The organism is Paenibacillus sp. CCS19, from assembly GCF_033239625.1.
Lineage (GTDB): Bacteria > Bacillota > Bacilli > Paenibacillales > Paenibacillaceae > Paenibacillus_T.
Genome location: NZ_BTCK01000001.1, coordinates 140696 through 158651, shown reverse-complemented (window position 1 = coordinate 158651; position 17956 = coordinate 140696). Strand labels below are relative to the sequence as shown.

Annotated in this window: 15 protein-coding genes; 1 reads left to right on the top strand and 14 read right to left on the bottom strand. The window is 52.8% G+C overall.

Annotation, left to right across the window (positions count from 1 at the left end):
• Positions 1-563: 563 nt before the first annotated feature.
• The 7 genes from SBI19_RS00815 to SBI19_RS00785 form a co-directional block, all read right to left on the bottom strand.
• The gene (locus SBI19_RS00815) at positions 564-2456 is read right to left on the bottom strand and encodes an ABC transporter ATP-binding protein (RefSeq protein WP_483312214.1); all 1893 of its coding nucleotides are present in this window, start codon (positions 2454-2456) and stop codon (positions 564-566) included.
• Positions 2431-4197, bottom strand: coding sequence for an ABC transporter ATP-binding protein (locus tag SBI19_RS00810; protein ID WP_317964297.1), 1767 nt, complete (start codon positions 4195-4197; stop codon positions 2431-2433). Before SBI19_RS00810 ends, SBI19_RS00815 begins: the two co-directional genes overlap by 26 nt.
• A gap of 378 nt (positions 4198-4575) precedes the next feature.
• Positions 4576-6864 carry a glycoside hydrolase family 95 protein gene (locus SBI19_RS00805; RefSeq protein WP_317964296.1) on the bottom strand — a complete coding sequence of 763 codons (2289 nt, stop codon included), beginning with the start codon at positions 6862-6864 and terminating at the stop codon, positions 4576-4578.
• Between the two features lie 228 nt (positions 6865-7092).
• On the bottom strand, positions 7093-7308 hold the full coding sequence (locus tag SBI19_RS00800) for a cold-inducible protein YdjO-related protein (protein WP_317964295.1): 216 nt from the start codon (positions 7306-7308) through the stop codon (positions 7093-7095).
• Positions 7309-7633: 325 nt separating this feature from the next.
• Positions 7634-8260, bottom strand: a complete 627-nt coding sequence (locus SBI19_RS00795) for a nitroreductase family protein (protein WP_317964294.1) — start codon at positions 8258-8260, stop codon at positions 7634-7636.
• Positions 8261-8806: 546 nt separating this feature from the next.
• Positions 8807-9637 (bottom strand): DUF5995 family protein, encoded by an 831-nt coding sequence (locus SBI19_RS00790; protein WP_317964293.1) that lies wholly within the window; start codon positions 9635-9637, stop codon positions 8807-8809.
• Between the two features lie 19 nt (positions 9638-9656).
• Positions 9657-10631, bottom strand: a complete 975-nt coding sequence (locus tag SBI19_RS00785) for a phosphotransferase family protein (protein WP_317964292.1) — start codon at positions 10629-10631, stop codon at positions 9657-9659.
• Between the two features lie 195 nt (positions 10632-10826).
• On the opposite strand from SBI19_RS00785, the gene uraA reads away from it, so the two are divergent.
• On the top strand, positions 10827-12131 hold the full coding sequence (gene uraA / locus SBI19_RS00780; RefSeq protein ID WP_317964291.1) for a uracil permease: 1305 nt from the start codon (positions 10827-10829) through the stop codon (positions 12129-12131).
• A gap of 52 nt (positions 12132-12183) precedes the next feature.
• Here uraA and SBI19_RS00775 read toward each other — a convergent pair whose 3' ends face one another.
• The 7 genes from SBI19_RS00775 to SBI19_RS00745 all read right to left on the bottom strand — a co-directional run bounded on the left by SBI19_RS00775 (position 12184) and on the right by SBI19_RS00745 (position 17936).
• The gene (locus SBI19_RS00775; protein WP_317964290.1) at positions 12184-13530 is read right to left on the bottom strand and encodes an N-acetylmuramoyl-L-alanine amidase; all 1347 of its coding nucleotides are present in this window, start codon (positions 13528-13530) and stop codon (positions 12184-12186) included.
• A gap of 94 nt (positions 13531-13624) precedes the next feature.
• On the bottom strand, positions 13625-14635 hold the full coding sequence (locus tag SBI19_RS00770) for a serine hydrolase domain-containing protein (RefSeq protein ID WP_317964289.1): 1011 nt from the start codon (positions 14633-14635) through the stop codon (positions 13625-13627).
• Positions 14636-14694: 59 nt separating this feature from the next.
• Entirely contained in the window at positions 14695-15273 is a 579-nt protein-coding gene (locus SBI19_RS00765; RefSeq protein WP_317964288.1) for a TetR/AcrR family transcriptional regulator, read from the bottom strand.
• Positions 15270-16016, bottom strand: coding sequence for an MBL fold metallo-hydrolase (locus SBI19_RS00760; protein WP_317964287.1), 747 nt, complete (start codon positions 16014-16016; stop codon positions 15270-15272). The genes SBI19_RS00765 and SBI19_RS00760 overlap by 4 nt, the downstream gene beginning before the upstream one ends.
• A 350-nt stretch (positions 16017-16366) precedes the next feature.
• Positions 16367-17089 (bottom strand): HAD family hydrolase, encoded by a 723-nt coding sequence (locus tag SBI19_RS00755; RefSeq protein ID WP_317964286.1) that lies wholly within the window; start codon positions 17087-17089, stop codon positions 16367-16369.
• 24 nt (positions 17090-17113) lie between these two features.
• Positions 17114-17617: a metallophosphoesterase family protein gene (locus SBI19_RS00750; protein ID WP_317964582.1), complete on the bottom strand. Its 504-nt coding sequence runs from the start codon at positions 17615-17617 to the stop codon at positions 17114-17116.
• Between the two features lie 37 nt (positions 17618-17654).
• Positions 17655-17936, bottom strand: coding sequence for a hypothetical protein (locus SBI19_RS00745; protein ID WP_317964285.1), 282 nt, complete (start codon positions 17934-17936; stop codon positions 17655-17657).
• Between the last annotated feature and the right edge of the window lie 20 nt (positions 17937-17956).

The window sequence follows — 17956 nt, the reverse complement described above, 5'->3', positions numbered from 1 at the left end:
TTTCCAACCCCGGGACCCCGGAATGACTGTTCTATGTACTGGTGAGCGTATGCTCGCTTTAGTCCCTGCTGGGACACGCTTTACGTTTGAGTGTTCTAGGACGGTTGGGTGATAGCATACCTAGTTCGATTAGGCCCTACATGCGAGCATATACCCGCTTTCGTCCCTGTGGGACACGCTCTCCTTTTCTGCTAAGCAGTTTGTTAAAAGAGATTACATATTAGTTAAACCGAAAAGCCCCCATCGGGACGACAATCGCTCTACTAAAGAGAGCGGTCGTCACGGTGGAGGCTTTTTAACGGTTGTGATAGTGGTTATTTCGGGATATTGGGTGCATGAGGAACGGTAACGGTTGTGGGCGTGGCTATAGTGTTCAAGCATCGAGATTTCGATATCGTAAACATGTAATAAGCACGTCTGCATCCGTTAGAACTTGAAAAGTGCGGTTTTGAGACTAATAAGCCCTGCCGACAATCGTTAGGAGATGGCGGTACTCCGTAAACGGAGTACCCCGGAACATGGATGTGCGCTCAAGCGTTCTGCGACCGACTTCTCGGAAGATACTACTCCGCTTCGGCGGCTGTCGCCTCGGCTTGGCCGTGGACGGATGCGCTGCTCATCATTCGGTAGTAGGCCCCCTGCTGCGCCAGCAGTTTCTCGTGGCTGCCGTGTTCGAGGATCTGGCCTTTATCGATGACCATAATCGTGTCAGCGTCGCGGATCGTGTTGAGCCGGTGAGCGATGATGAAGCTCGTACGGCCTTCCATAAGCTTCGCCATTGCTTCTTGAATGTGCAGCTCCGTCCGTGTATCGATCGAGCTGGTCGCTTCATCCAAAATGAGCATCGAAGGCTTCGCCAACATGACGCGCGCAATCGCGAGCAGCTGCCGCTGGCCTTGGCTCAGGTTGCCGCCGTTCTCGCTGAGCAGCGTGTCATATTTGTTCGGCAGACGCTGGATGAACGGATCGGCATTGGCAAGCTTAGCCGCCTCCCTCATCTCGGCATCCGTTGCATTCGGATTGCCGTACTTCAAGTTGTCACGAATCGTGCCCGTGAACAAATACGTGTCCTGAAGTACGACGCCGAAGCTGCGGCGCAGGCTGTCGCGCGTATAATGATCGATCTCGATTCCATCGATCGTAATCTTGCCCGCCGAAGGATCATAGAAGCGCGTCAGCAGCTGAATGATGGTCGTTTTGCCAGCGCCTGTAGGACCTATAATGGCTGTTGAGCTGCCCGCTGGCGCGACGAAGTTGATATCGTTGATGATCGGTTCTCCAGGCTTGTAGCCAAACTTCACATGCTCAAATTCGACACGTCCAGCCGGTGATTTCATCTCGATTGCTTGCGGGAGATCTGCTGGTTCTTCTTTCTCGTCCAGCGCTTCGAACACACGCTCTGCGCCGGCAAGTCCGGACTGCAGTACGTTGTACGTAGCCGCCAAGTCGTTAAGCGGACGAACGAATTGACGCGAGTATGTGATGAAGCTGGCGATAACACCAACGGACAAATAGCCTTTGACACCGAGAATACCGCCAACAATCGCAACGGATGCGAAGCCGATGTTGCTAATAATGTTCAACAGCGGCATCATCAGGCCCGACCACACCTGCGCTCTGTAGCTTGTCTCCCGCAGCTTGTCGTTAATTTCATTGAATTCCTCGATCGCTCGCTGCTCCTGGTTGAATGCCTGGACAATCTGGACGCCGGAAATCGTCTCCTCGATATGGCCATTCAACGCGCCAAGCTGTGCCTGCTGCGCCTTGAAAAGTGCGCTTGTCCTTCGCGTAATGATGCGAGTGAGTGCGAAGACAAGCGGAACAGTGATAAGACTCGCTAGCGTAAGCGTCGGACTGAGCACAAGCATCATTACGAGCGATCCGCCGATGCCGAGTATGCCTGACATGAGCTGGGTCGTCGACTGCGAGATCGTGTTGCTAACGTTGTCAATGTCGTTCGACAATCGGCTCATAACATCACCATGACGGCGGCTGTCAAAATAAGCGAGCGGCAGCTGCTGCAGCTTCTCATACAGCGTTCTTCTGAGCCGAACAACAATACGCTGCGCAACGCCTGCCATCCAACGGCCCTGCATGAAACTAAGACTTGCATCTGTCAAATAAGCGACCGCCATTGCGATCAAGAAATAACGCAGCAGGTCGAAGTCGACGCTGCCTCCCTTCATCGTATCAATGGCACGCCCGATCCAATATGGTGTCAGAAGGCCGATTGCGGATGAAATAATGACAAAGCAGAATATGATCGACAATCGCAGTCGTTCAGAGCCAACGAATTTCCACAAGCGCAGAAGTACGCTAAGCGCATTCTTCGGCTTCCCTCCTGCTCCTCGCGGACCTCCCCCGAAACCTCCAGGACGCGGGCCGCCTGGACCGCCGATCGGCATTGGAGGAGGCGTCGGCTTATTCGTTTCAGGACGATTGGGCTGCTGCGGCATGCTGATCGGCCTCCTTCCCATACTGCGAACGATAAATTTCACGATAAACCTCGCACTCGCGCATCAATTGACCATGATCGCCAACCGCAACCAACTGGCCGTTATCCATCACGAGAATGCGATCTGCATCCATAACGGATGTAATGCGCTGTGCGATGAGGAGCGTAGTCACCTGTGCGCCAAGCGACTTGAGCGACCCTTTGATGCGCGCCTCCGTCAGCACGTCCAGCGCGCTCGTGGAGTCATCCAGTATTAGAATCTCAGGCTTCCGTACCAACGCCCTGGCAATCGACAGCCGTTGTTTCTGACCGCCTGAGAAATTGACGCCGCCTTGACCAACAAGCGAGTCGTAGCCGCTGGGCAGCGCTCGAATGAAATCATCCGCAGCAGCAATCCGTGCAGCCTCCATAATCTGCTCATCGGTCGCATGCTCATTGCCCCAGCGAATATTGTCCTTCACCGTACCGGTGAAGAGCACCGCCTGCTGCGGAACAATCGCAATTCGACTGCGCAATGAAGTCGGATCAACTAAGGCAACATTATGTCCGAGGACGGACACCGTGCCGCCTGTTGCATCATAGAAGCGCGGAATGAGACTGACGAGCGTGCTTTTGCCAGAACCTGTTGAGCCAATGATGCCGATCGTCTCCCCTTGCTTGCAATGGAAGGACAGATGATGAAGCACCTTTTCACCAGCCACGCCATCGTAGGAGAACGACACGTTATCGAATTGAATGCAGAAACCGTCGCGAGCGGCATCCGCAGCTTTCTCATCAGACATAACCGAACCGCCTGGACGTTCATCCTGCTGGAAAACGCTTACGATTCGAGTCGTTGAAGACTTCGCTCGGACGAACATGTTGAATACCATCGTAATCGTCATAAGCGAGAACAGAATTTGCAGCATGTAGTTAATGAATGCAACGACATGCCCCGCCTGCATTTGGCCGTTATCAATGCGGACTCCGCCGATCCATAGAATGACGATAATACCGATGTTAACCGTCAAAGCGATAAGCGGATTGAAGATCGCCATTGCCTTCATCGCGTTCTCATTGGCTGAGCGATAAGCGTCATTCGCTGACTCGAACTTCTTGGCTTCATCCTCGTATCGGTTGAAGGCTTTGACTACACGAATGCCGGACAAGAAGTCACGCGTATAGCCATTGAGTCGATCGAGCGACTGCTGCACGCGCGCGAACCGCGGAAAACCGATTCGAAGGTTCATGACGATCAAGAACGCGACAATCGGCACAACTGCGAGCAGAATAACCGACAGCGGCGGATTAAGCCGTACTGCCATAATAACGGCACCGATGCCAAGCAATGGCGCTTTGACGAAGATGCGCATCAGTCCGTTCACGAAGTTCTGAATTTGCGTCACATCGTTCGTTAACCGCGTAATTAGCGATGCCCGGTCCAACTTATCGATTGCTGCAAAAGCTAGCGATTGGACTTTGCGATACAAATCGCCTCGAAGCTCTGCCCCGAACTGCTGGGAGACCCGGCTGGAGACGAGGTTGCGAGTCGCTGCTGCGGCAGCGCCAAGTGCTGTAATCAGCAGCATGATGGCTCCATAGCGGTAGACAACATCCAGATCGCCGGCAACGACGCCTTCGTCGATAATCTTCGCAAGCATGGCGGGCTGCAGCAGATCGCACAGCGCCTCGAGCATTAGGAACAGAATGGCAATGATGAAGCCTTTGCCGTACTTCGCCCGATATTTGCGTAATAAATACATCCGATTCCTCCGTTCTGAGCATGCTGCGCACGATAGTTCTACACCAAAATATCTCAGAGATTATAATGCAATTATATCAACGCCTCAACTCACGCTTGGACAAGAAAACAGCAGGAAATTGGTGTAAATCAAAATCAAACTGCTATTGTGGTGCTTAAATCGGGATAGAGCGGCTTATTCCAGATAAATTGTAGATTACCTATGAGAATACAAGGTTTTAAGATCGACAAAACGGGTCCCCTCTTCCAAACCTTTCATAAGAAGCTTATAAATTCTGGGGTGCGGGTGTCGTGAACTTATAGCGTCTTATAAAAAACAAAACGGCCGGAAAACTCCGACCGTTCTGGTATACGATGCATGCGAATGGTTATTACACGCTTACGCGCTTGTAATGGCGATGATGTCGCCTGCCTTCGCTTGCAGTTGAAGGACGGCATCTTCTGGCGCAGGCTCATACGCATTGCCGTTAAGCTGCAGCTTCCAGCCTTGCTCGCCTTTCAATTGGAACATGCCATCCTGCGCGATGCGCAGTTCAGCATGCTTCAAGCGGCTATCCTCCCATGCAAGATCAACTTCCGCCCCGCCGCGCGCACGTAAGCCGGTCACTCGGCCCGATGGCCAAGCGCTAGGCAGTGCAGGCAGCAGTCGGATCAGACCCGCATGCGATTGAAGCAGCATCTCTGCCACGGCAGAAGTACCACCGAAATTCGCATCGATCTGGAATGGCGGGTGGTCGCCGAACAGGTTCGGGTGAATCGACTTCGCTAGCAGTCCTGCCAAATTCGAGTAAGCTTCTTCCGCATCGAATAAACGCGCCCAGAAGTGGATGATCCATGCTCGGCTCCAGCCCGTATGACCGCCTCCATGTGCCAATCGACGATTTAGCGTCTTACGCGCCGCTTCTGCCAGCACAGGCGTACTGTCTGGTGTTATCGCATCGCCTGGATGCAGGGCAAACAGATGCGAGATATGGCGATGACCCGGTTCCGGCTCTTCGTACTCCTCGGACCATTCCATCAGCGTGCCGTTGCTTGCAATGCCCTGTTCGGGCATATGCGCGAGTCGATCGCGCAGATCGTCGGCAATCGGATCTTCGAGTCCAAGCGTATTGATCGACGTCAGACATGCCTCGAACAACATGCGAATCATCTGGGTGTCCATCGATGGGCCGACGCACAGTGCTCCTTCATTGCCGTTCGGTAAACGGTAGCTGTTCTCCGGCGAGACTGACGGTGCCGTTACCCAACGTCCTTGCGGATCCTGCACCATGAAGTCCAAGAAGAATTCCGCAGATTCGCGCATTGCAGGATAAGCGCGATCCCGCAGGAATGCCTTATCCCCGCTGTACAAGTAATGTTCCCACATATGCAGCATGAGCCAAGCGCCGCCCATTGGCCAGAACATCGCTGGGAGCCATGTCGACACGATTGCCGTATCTGCCCACAGGTTGCTCGCATGGTGAACGCAGAAGCCTCTTGCCCCATACATGACTTTCGCCGTATGGCGGCCGTTCTCGATCAGCTTTTCGGTATAATCGAACAACGGCTCATGGCATTCAGCAAGGTTCGTCACTTCCGCTGGCCAGTAGTTCATCTGGATATTAATGTTCGTGTGATAGTCAGATTCCCAAGGCGGCGTCAGAAACTCGTTCCATACACCTTGCAAGTTCGCTGGTAGACTGCCCCTTCTCGAACTCGAGATGAGCAGGTAACGACCGTATTGGAAGAACAACGAAATGAAGCCAGGATCCTCTTCTCCATCGCGGAAACGGGCGATACGCTCATCCGTCGGCAGCTTGCTTAAGTCATCGCTCGCATTCGAAGCTCCATTCAACTCCAAGGTGACACGGTTGAACAGAGCACCATGTGCTTCGATATGATCGTGGCGAACGGCTTCATAACCTTTGGACACAACAGCATCTATGACTGCCTCGCTAGCCGCTACAGGATCCGCCTGATTATAGGTTGTCGCTGCTGCTACATAGATAACAGCTGAATCCGCGCCTTTCACCGTTACTTGATTGCCCGATGCTGTCACTTGTCCGCCTACTGCTTCTACGCGAAGCAACGCTGCATAGCGAACGCCATCTTCACCGCATTGACCCGTCATAAGCAGTCCGTTCGAGCCTTGCGGTGCCGCTTCCCAAGCTTCCTGACGGCTCAAATCCGCTGTGAAAGAGATCGTACCATTGCGGTCTGCAGACAGGCGATAAGCAATGACGGCATCGGGTCCGCTCACGAAGGATTCACGAGCGTAATGAACGCCATCAGCTGTGTAGCCCACTGACACGAGACCCGTCGCCAAATCCAATGCACGCGTGTATGTACCTGCTTCAGGTGCAGCACCTTCAATACGGAGCATCAGTTCGCCAAGCGTCTGATAAGGTCCCATGCCATCTGGAATGGACACCATTGTACGGAATGCAAGCTCCTGTGCTTTCTCCGGTTCGCCGGCAAACAACAGACGACGGATTTCTGGCAAATTCGGGAGAGCTTCCAAATTATCTCGTTTCTGCGGGCCGCCAAGCCACACCGATTCTTCATTCAATTGGATGCGTTCTGCGTCCGGACGCCCGAACACCATCGCGCCGAGTTTGCCGCTGCCGATCGGGAATGCTTCCACCCACTGCTCAGCAGGCTTTGTATACCATAAAGTCGTATTATTCATTATATGAAGTCGTCTCCTCTACTTTGAGATACCGATAACTCTTACTAACTATACCATAGCTTCTAAGGGGTGAAAAGCCGCATCATGCAGCACTTTGGCATGAGAAAAGCGGCCCTGTCGGGCCGCTTGCGTGTTGGTTCATATTCGTTCCAAATGATATCGACGATTTCGTTAACCATCTCACGTTATCAATGCGCAATTGCAGCGATTGTGTTTGCTTTCCTGATCTTATGCCCACGGGTCTTTCTTCTTAGGCTGGCGCTTAATTTTATTTTGTACCTTCGGCAGGTGACGCATGCTTCTCATCATTGGACCTTTACACATAGGACACGGCAGACCTTCGCTGCCGAATTCTTCGCGGACCCACGCTTTACATTCCGGGTTCTTGCACTTGTAGATCTTCGTCGGGATTAGCTCGGGTTTTGCTTCCTGTTCTTCAGACATGTTCAAGCTCCTTCTGTGTTCATTAACCCGACTATTATAGCCCCTCCCCGATTGAAAAATACAGTTACGACCGACCATAAAATCCAATATCCGACACCCATGGAACGATTGTTTTAATTGACAGCGCTCCCATATACCAATGTGTGGAACAGCCCTTGTCGCCCTATCAACTGATCGCAAGTCCCACTCTAAGTCACATGGCTGTTCTTCATGACATGGATCAAGTCAGCGTTCAGGAATCGTCGAAAGCCTATGAACGATAATATGCAAAAAGCCCGAGACATCTTCAGCAAGATGCTCGGGCTTGATATAAATTGTTGTATCGTTACTCGAATACTTTCACGCGCTCATCGAGCGGCTGGAACTGCTTCTCATTCGGCTGCGCAGCTTGCTTGCCGAACGGCATTTGGGCGAGCAGCTTCCATGTAGCAGGAATGTTAAATTCCTTCTGCACCGTCTCGTCGATCAACGGCTGATAGTGCTGCAGCGATGCACCCAGCCCTTCTTGTTCGAGCGCTGTCCAGACGATATATTGCAGCATGCCGGATGATTGATACGAATAAGGCTCGAACGCTGCGGCATAGGATGGGAATTTGCTCTTGAGCTCTTCAACGACGGTTTGATCCTCGAAGAACAGAACTGTACCGTAGCCGGCGCTGAAGCTTTTCATGCGGTCTTCCGTCGCTTGGAACGAGTCGCCGCCGCCTGTCTTGGCACGAAGGATTTCGGTCGTCAATTGCCACAGCTTGTCCGAATGCTGATCGAAGAGGACAAGGACGCGTGCGCTCTGGGAGTTAAATGCCGAAGGGCTGTGTTTCACCGCTTCTTCAACGATTTGTTTGACGCGCGAATTCGGGATGACTTTCTCTTTGCTAATGCCGTAGATCGATCTACGGTGACGGACTGCGGTAAGGAATTGTTCTGCGCTTGTTGCGTTTGTTGTCGTTGACATACGTTAGCACCACCATGATGAATTTATTTTGGAGGACGAACACTACAACAGTGTGCGTCCAGTGTAGGCAAGGAATACGAGAGAAAAGGCACCAGCTTAGGATTGACGTAGGGAAAAGTAAAAAAGTTAAAAGACGGCTTCGCCTGTAATGTTAGCTATGCTCGGAAACACTTCGTGGACAAATGTTCTTCCGATCGCTGTTGTGTCCAGATTGTTCTGATTATATAAGATCAGAAAAGGATACAATCCGGACACAAAGGCGAACGCTGACGCTTCTCCAGAATCATTTGTCCACTTCGTGTTTCTCCTCGCTAAGCTAACGAAGGGCACTCCCTCGCTCCCGCCTTGGGAGGGGGAATATCGGCGTTACAGCTTTAGATATGCTGTAACAGCCTACATGTGTATGTGCAAAGCATATACACACATCTGATGAAGCAAAGCATAAGCATTGCTATTTGCAAGGCATTTACTAACATGCAGAACACTTACTAAGCACATACAGGACCTCTGCATAGGACATACAAATACTGTTCATACAACGAAACCCTACACCGACACGGTACCCGATTGCGGCGGGATTGATGTGCTGCCATGGGATTTGTTGAGCAAGTGGCGGGTAATGTCGGCGACGTTGTTCGATTCGCGGAGGCGAATGAGCAAGATGGCAGTCCGCAGCAGCAAGCCTGGAGGCTTGAGCAGCTCTTGTCCGAGCAGCGTCGTCTCGGCGTCCTTGTTCATCATCAGCTTGAATCGTTCGACGCTGTCTGCCTGCGACAAGCTGACAGCGAAACGCCATGCAAAGTTGCGTGCCTTCTCCATGCTGAAGCGGATGATGACGTCTGTCGCCCTGCCGCCAAGGCGGTCAAGCCAGCCGATCCAAGGGGAGACAGCGTTGATATCACCCTTCACCTCGCCGATGAGCGAAGCAAGGATGTCGTTGATGACGTTGAAGTCATGGTTGAGCGGCGCAAGAGCGGCACCAGGGCAAGTCTCAACAGCGGCGATGCCGAGATCATAATTGATATGCGCGTTCATACCAAGCAGCAAATGCTGCAGCACAATCGGCTCTTGCCGTTCCGCAGCGTCGAAGGCGATGCGCCAGCATAGGCTGCATTTGTCCTTGCGGGAATAAGCGTCGTATGCATCAAGAAATCGATTCGCGAATCGTACGTCAAGCCGCTCCATGCGCGGCCCGTCTTGGAAACGCCCGTTCAAGATCCCTTCCTTCACCTGTGCGGTTACCATCCGATACATCGCTGCGAAGTAACCTATCCGGCTGCCGCTCTCGATCGACGATTGAATAATGGAGTCCAATCTGTCCAGCACTTCGTCAATCGTACGCGCATTGCTCATACTGCCCGTTGACATCGCCGTCATTTCAACCCACCACCCTCTCCTACACCTCGAAAGTTTGAAGTGCCTGAATCCTTTCGTTAAGAACACTAATGGTCCACTGCGTATGTTCTTCCTGATAGCGACGGTAGGCACACTCAATCCGAAGCACAAGCGCCTGGTAGAGATCATACAGCATCCTGCGTTCTCTTGTATTCGGATCGGCAGCAGGTGATTGCACGCCGTAGCCATCAAGGAATGATGTACTGTTCCCGAAGAAACCGAAGTAGTGCTCCATGAGCGGATCGCCCCATAATGCACGTTCATGATCGATCAAACCTGAGATGCGGCCTTCATGGACGAAAATGTTCCCTTCCCAAAGATCCCACAATACGAGCTTCGGGACCGTGACCGCATCTAAACTTGCTGTATGAGTTTGCACGATTCCTTCAATCGTCTCATAGGACACCGGTAGCTGAATGCCCGCATCCATCCCGTCCTGGAGCAGACCTCTGATCATCGCTGTGAAAGCTTCTCTCCATGACGAGCGGCGCGACTGCGGCAATCCGAAATACCCGAACGAGTCGCCGGAGATGGTGTTGATACGAGCATTGTATGTACCAAGCTGGCGCTCAATTACTGCCTGTTCCGCTTCGCTTAATTGTCCTCGAACCGTATTGTAGGGCTTACCAACCAGACGCTCTTGAAAAAAGTATCTGCCCGCCAGCAGTTCACGCGAATCGTCATAGGCGTACAGTGCAGGAATCGGAACATCAACGCCCGCTTCATGAATGGCACGCATCGCTGCAACCTCTGCCTCCATAAGATTCACTTCGTATCGCAGCGTGCGAACCTCATCTGGTGGCGATACTTTCAATACCACACCACGGCCATCATTCAGATCAATAGAATAGGCTGTATTGAACCAGCCATCGCTAAGCTCCGCCGCTTGCAGTACCTTCGCATCGCTGCCGAAGGCACGCTTGACCATTCCGTCTATGACATCGCTCGTCAGTTTCGTCTTCGTCACACTATCCATCAGATGCTCCCCCTCTGATTGTAAACCTTTTCCTACGTTAATTTTATTATAGTAATGTAAAGGGAAATAAACTATCATAAATTGGATTAGCGCTAGAACGATTCTGATATTCTGCGTTTTATTCTCATCCATTGGATGAAAAAACGAACGTTCAGGCAAGCTAAATCTATACATACCTTATAGGGGGAGATATTCTTGCAACGCATCATTCAAGTGGAAGAACGTCCACCGCTGATGACTAGCATCCCGCTCAGTCTGCAGCATCTGTTCGCGATGTTCGGTTCAACCGTGCTCGTGCCTGCTTTATTCCATGTCGATGCTTCAACGATTCTGCTTATGAACGGCATCGGCACCCTACTTTATTTGCTTATCTGCAAAGGTAAAATCCCTGCTTATCTCGGTTCCAGCTTCGCATTCATTTCACCGGTGCTGGCCGTATTAAACGATGATACGGCTGCCAACTATCCGAAAGCGCTCGGCGCCTTCATCGTCGTAGGGGTTATCTTTACCTTGTTCGGCATATTGATCAAGTTCACGGGAACCCGCTGGCTGGATGTCGTATTCCCGCCTGCGGCAATGGGCGCAATCGTCGCCGTTATCGGTCTCGAGCTCATTCCCACAGCAGCTTCGATGGCTGGCTGGATCGCGCCAAGCAACTCGCCTGATTGGACACCCGATTCCAAATCCATAACGGTATCCGTCGTTACGCTGCTCATCATTATGATCGGTTCCGTTGCCTTCCGCGGGTTTATGAAAATCATTCCGATCCTAACCGGCTTCGTACTCGGCTATCTGCTTGCGTGGATCATGGGCATTCCAGATTTCTCGAACGTCTCAACCGCTAGTGTTGTCGCTGCACCAACCTTCACATGGCCAGAATTTGATTGGTCGGCGATCATCACCATTATGCCTGCCGCATTCGTTGTTATCGCTGAGCATATCGGCCATCTGATCGTAACGGAGAAAATCGTCGACCGCGACTTAACGCGTGATCCCGGCCTGCATCGCTCGCTGCTTGGCAATGGTATCTCGACGGTACTTTCCGGCTTCGTCGGCTCCACGCCGAACACGACCTATGGTGAGAATATCGGCGTTATGACGTTGACGCGCGTCTTCTCCGTCTTCGTCATCGGCGGAGCAGCCGTATTCGCAATCCTGCTCTCGTTCCTTGGCAAGCTGTCCGCGATTATCGCGGCCGTTCCGAGTGCCGTTCTAGGCGGCGTCTCACTGATGTTGTTCGGGGTAATCGCAGCTGCTGGTATTCGAATGCTGGTTGATACGAAAGTCGATTACGGCAATCCGCGCAACATCGCATTGACGACGATCGTTCTCGTGCTCGGCATTAGCGGCACGACGCTGAAGATCGGCGGCTTCGAGATGAAAGGCATGGTTCTCGCAACCGTTGCTGCCATCATCCTCAGCCTGCTGTTCGCGATCTTCGAACAAATCAAGCTCATTCCGAAGGACGACAAGAATGACGAGAAGAGCTCGAGTCATTAATTCGACGCAAATAAGCCGAAGCAGCGCATCTCATGTGCCGCTTCGGCTTATTTTACTTATCTGACAGCTTGTCGAACAGCCGCTTCAACATCGTTGCCTCCGCCCAGAGGGGGAGCGGATCGTTCAGCTTCATTTTCCACGATTTATCGGTTAACAGCCCTTGCGCATACAGCCATTCGACTGCGTCGATCCGCCACTGCGGCGTGCCAGCAGGATATTCCGCCGACACGTCCGGCCCTGGGACTGGCACCTCCGGCTCTGCTGGCTCAGGCACTACCGGTACCGCTGCCAATTGCAGCGCCTGCCCGATGCCAAGCGCAATCGCGTCGCACAGCTTATCCACAACAGCCGGGTTATTGAGCAGCGCCGTATCGATCGCGTTATCGACGAACAGGTTCTCGATAAGAATAGCCGGCATCTTCGTCTCGCGGATAACCGCGAAATTCGCTTCCTTCTTGCCTCGGTCATTCACTCCGACGGTGCTCAAATAGGCCATGATCGCCGCATGCACAACGTCCTGCTTCTTGCCGGATTCCTTCAACCGCGTTCCTGTATAGACGAACGACTCGAAGCCACGACCGCCTGAAGCATTATGATGCAGCGCGACAAAATAGTCCGCACGCCAATTGTTCGCCATCTCTGCCCGCTCCTGCAGCGGAATGAAGATATCCGTGTCGCGGGTCATCTTGACCTGCACAACGTACTGCGCAAGCAGACGATCACGGACCTTCAGCGCGATGGCGAGCGCCTTGTCCTTCTCCACGATGCCGAAGCCTTGGGCGCCTGGATCGGTGCCGCCATGCCCAGCATCGAGCACCACTATCGGCCCCGCTGCAGCAGGAGGCGTTACGGGAGGTATCGAAGCGTGTAACTTGATAATATTTTGCCCATAGCTATCCCCCGCCTGCATCGCCGCTGCAAGTGAACTGTACTTCGACTTATCGAAGCCAGGTACAGCCCATGCGCCCGCCAGTTCCTCCCAATTCTTCGCGGAGCCCCGCTTCACAAGACCGAATCGCGTATCGATGACCGTTTCGCCTGCGGGAATGGGATTCGTGGAGGCATAAGCGTATAAATGCTGAATTTGGGCCGTTACCCCTGCATTGATAGTTGGGAACGAATTACCCGCTACACCGCCTGTCGCACCGATTCCTGCAAAATTGTTCTGCTCCGGCTTCACATCTCCACCGAACCGAAACCAATTCGTCTCATGAATCGACTGCACGAACGCAATATCGCCTCTTATGCCATACTTCGCCCCTACGCTAAGGAAGGCAGCAGCAATCTCCTCCTTGAACGCAGGATTCACTTTCTTCACGAACTGCACGAGTTCGTCCTTCGTTCTAACGCTTGTCCCCATGATTGGATTTCTAGCTGTCGGATCAATACCTGTCGGCATCCGCCATCACCTCTTGCCACTATACTATATGGCTAGAATATGTATGCAGAGGGGCATTCGGAACTGCCAAACGGGTACAAACCACTCTTAAATTTCAGACAGGCGTAAGCGACGGCACGATACTGTGGTGGAACAAGTCGCGAGATATGATGCCGCTGCCTCTGCCCGATGGTTTCTTGCGGATGACGATGACGGCGTCCAGCTTAGGCGCAACGATCAGATACTGACCCCCATGCCCATAGGCAAAATAAAACGGGCCACTTGCTTCATCTCCCTCATCTACCCACCAATGTCCGCCGTACTCCCCATAAATTCGCGGTTCATAATGCTTAAGCGCCTTATGATGCGACTTCGTCGTCTGCTCCAGCCATGCTGTCGAGACGATTGGGGTTCCATTCAAGTACCCGCCCCGCATGCAGAGCAGGCCCAGCTTCGCAAGATCGCGAGAACCAAGATGAAGTCCCGTCCCGCCTTCATTAATGCCATTGTTCGAGCTCCAAGCCGCATGGCGAATGGCCAGCGGTTCGAACAGTCGAGTCGTCGCATATTGCATGGCGCTATGGCCGGTTGCTTGAGACAAGATCGAAGACAACAGATGCGAACCTCCGCTGTTATAGCAGAACACTTTGCCGGGATCATGCAGCATCGGCACGCCAGCCGAATACGCGACCCAATCTTCACTCTTACGCATCGCGCGGTAAGGCTTATCGAAGTCCGCCCATTCGAGACCGGAGGTCATCGTCAACAGATGTCCGACCGTAATTTGGTGAATGCGCGGGTCTGCCGCTCTGGCGAATGGTTCAATCCATTCGGAAGCAAACTCCTCCATCCCTCGAATAAGACCTTCATCTGACGCGATACCGATAAGCAAGGACAATACGCTCTTCGTGCAGGAGAAGAGCGGCTCCACTTTATCTTCTCCTAGATCATGCCATTCCCACACAAGAGCGCCGTCCTTCACTAGGACGACGCTCCTCATGCCAAGCGAACGGAACGAAGCGGCATTCCGGTGAAGTCGGTCATGGTCGATATTGGCTTCTTGCGCGCTCACGATGGGCAGAATCGCGTTATCTGTATCCGTATATTCTGATCGAGTCACTAACATCGTGTCCTTCTGCCTCCTCGAGTTAATTCATTGCTTATTGTTTATGGATTACTGCTGCTTCATGCCTGTTGTTTAATGCCTGCCATGTAGGCTCGAATCATATATCGAAAGCTCTCATCACGATCAATGCCCATGTTGAAGCCTCCGCTCAGTACGAGCGAGGTGTATCCATGAAGAAGGCTGCGGAAGCCTCTCACCGCATGGATGATGACCACTTCATCTGCAGAAGGCACATAAGGACGTAGTCCGCTCGATACGAGCTCGACAAGTTTCGCCGCCTCCTGCTGTATCTCTTCAGGATGCTCATTGGGGTTTATGTTGATGGTTGCTTCATACAAGCCAGGATACTCAGAAGCATACTTCGCATATGCAAGCGCCAATGCAGGTATCGCATTGGAATCTGGTTTGGGGTTCGCAAGGGCTTCTTGCATGGCGCCTTGCAAACCTTGCAGGCCGAGCAAGGTCAGCTTATTACGAATTTCCGGAAGTCCGTCGACATGATTGTATAACGATGGCGGACGTACGTTCAATTGCTTCGCCAGCGTGGCGAGCGTGACCGATTGCAGTCCTGTTGCATTCGCAATCGCTGTGGCTGCTTGCATGATCGTTCGATCATCTAATCCGACTCTTGGGCTCACGATCCGATTCTCCCTTGTGTTGATGATGCTTGTGGCAGTGCGCGTTCAGCGGCTACAATCGCAGCTGCCATTGCTTGTGCTGGTTGGTGCAGCATTGCACCATGGCCAACTGCCAGCACCGCTGGCTCCAGTGTTAGCAGACGCTTGGCGCTTGCTACCGCCTCTTCCTTGCTCCATGTCGCCATCGCTGGGAATGGGAAGAACGGCTGCATTTTGCCCGAAACGGCTGTACCGCCGCTCGTCTGCATCGCATCGCCCGCGATTAACGTACGCGTGCTCTCCTGCCACAGCGCAATATGCCCCGGCGTATGACCTGGTGTAGGGATGACGGTAAGCGAACCTACCCGGTCGCCAGGCTGCAGCTCGACATCAGGTGTCGTGTGGATTGCGCCAGCTTTCGGCACGCTTCCTTTGATCGGCTGCTGCGGTTCATTGGCATCAAGCGAGCGATCGCCGCGGAGAAGACGTGCATCACGTGCCGAGATAAATACTTTCACATTCGGAAGCTGTTGTTTGAGCACATCAAGTGCGCCGATATGGTCGCCGTGCGCGTGAGTCAGTACGATTCGCGTAATTGGTTTGCCGATCGCTGCCGCAGCTTGCATGATGCGCTTCGCGCTGAACGCCATTGCACAATCGATGAGTGTAAGTCCATCCCCTTCCTCCAGCAGGTAGCAGTTCATTGGTAAGAGATAAGGCAGAAAAGTCAGCTGCGTCAGCGCGCCTGATTTTGTTGTTTTCATATCGTTATCCTCCCTCGATTCGAAAAACTAATGTCGTTAGTTTTACTATAACTAATACCATTAGTTTTGACAAGAGGCTTTTGGAAGTTTTTTCTTTGAGTTTGTCCATGATTTGAGTTTGTCCATGAGTTGTATGATGATGATCCGATGATCAAGCGACCTATGATACGCATTGCGTTTGTTCGAGCCGTTCAGAAGTGTGTGAGGTGTTGCACCATCGGCCACCACCCAAAAATCCTCCCACCTTTTCGGTTCGCCACTTCAAACTGACCTGTGCCTGTCGAACATCCATAACGTAGTCGCAAAAAAGCCCGTCCTTATTTCGTTAAGAACGGGCTTTCCACCAATCATTAAGATGTGACTTCCACGCCAAGCAGCTTGCGGGTCATGTCTTCGATTGTGCTGACTTCATGCGTCGGACGGTGGTGCGACTCTGGTTGACGGCCGCGGTTGTTGAGCCATACGCAGCTCCAACCGGACTCGCACGAGCCAACGATGTCGTTGCGCCAATTGTCGCCGATATAGATGCAGTTCTCCGGCTTCGTTCCAGTACGACGGTTTACTTCCGCGAACAATCGCGGATCCGGCTTCGCCATGCCGAGCGCATCGGAGACGAATACCCAGCCCTCATTCGCGAACTGCCGTACGCCCAGCGCATCGATCTTGCGAGTCTGATGAACGACTGGCCCGTTCGTAATAATGCCGATGTCATGACCGCGAGCGCGAATCGCTTCAAGCAAAGGAACGATGCCTGCCGATGGTTGAATTACGCGCTGCTCCGCTTCATAGGCCAGCTGCAGACGATCCGCCAGTTCGTCGGACACTTTGATGTCATATTCGGCGAATGCCAGAATGAGACGAAGACGGCGAGTTTCCTCCAGCGTCATCTTGCCCGCAACGTAATCGTCCCACAGCTCGTCGCTGTGGTGACGCACTCTTTTGAACAGACGGTCGAATTCCGCCCATTCCTTGTCCGTCCACATGCCCTCTCGAATGAGCGACATACGGAATGGCTCCATTTGGTCATACAACGTATCATCCATGTCAAAGAAAAAATGTTTGATTTCGTGCATCTTCGTCAGTCCCTCACCCATCATTCATTTGTGCAAATATTTCACATGCTGAGCTGTTAAGCTGCCTTCATGGATCGTGAATATCCCGAACGCATAATGCGTAGACCGTCTCCGATCTGTCGGCGAACCTGGATTGAACAGGAGCACGCCGTCGCGATGCTTGTGCAGCGGAATATGCGAATGACCGAACACGATGACATCCACTTCACCCGGCTCGAACGAACGGAAAGCACGCGTCTCCGTATCCTCCCGCTTCCCCTGTCCGTGGCCGTGCACAATGCCGATCCGTATTCCATCCAGCTTAACAATCCGACGAAGCCCGAATAGACGGACAAGCTCCGGCCCATCGTTGTTGCCGCATATTCCGTGCACAGGCGCATACTTGCCAAGCATCTCGGCGACTGACGCATCCGTCCAATCTCCTGCATGAAGAATGACGTCCGCCGTCTTCAACGCTTCGACGAGCCGCTCCGGCAATTTCTTCGCCATTCGCGGCATGTGTGTGTCCGACACTACGACCACCTTCAGCATGCGCCCACGCTCCTATCTCATTGAACAGCTGTGATTAAGACTCGAGCGAACCTTCCGCAAGCTGCGCCTTCGCTTCGCCGATCAATCGGAAATACAGATCATCATCGTCTTCGATTGCGTCTTCTACGAGTTCAATCTGCTCCTCCGGACCCGAACCGTCGAGGAAGAACAGGCTGTAGCCCCAGTCGCGCCCCTTCTTGCTCTGCAGCGCCATCTCATACTTGCGCACATGTCCCTCTACTTCAAAATGGACGAAGCCGACGTAGCCGTCCTCTTCGGTATGCGTCATTCCCGCTTTCAACACGTTCACGTTCATTGCTGCTTGTACCCTCCATT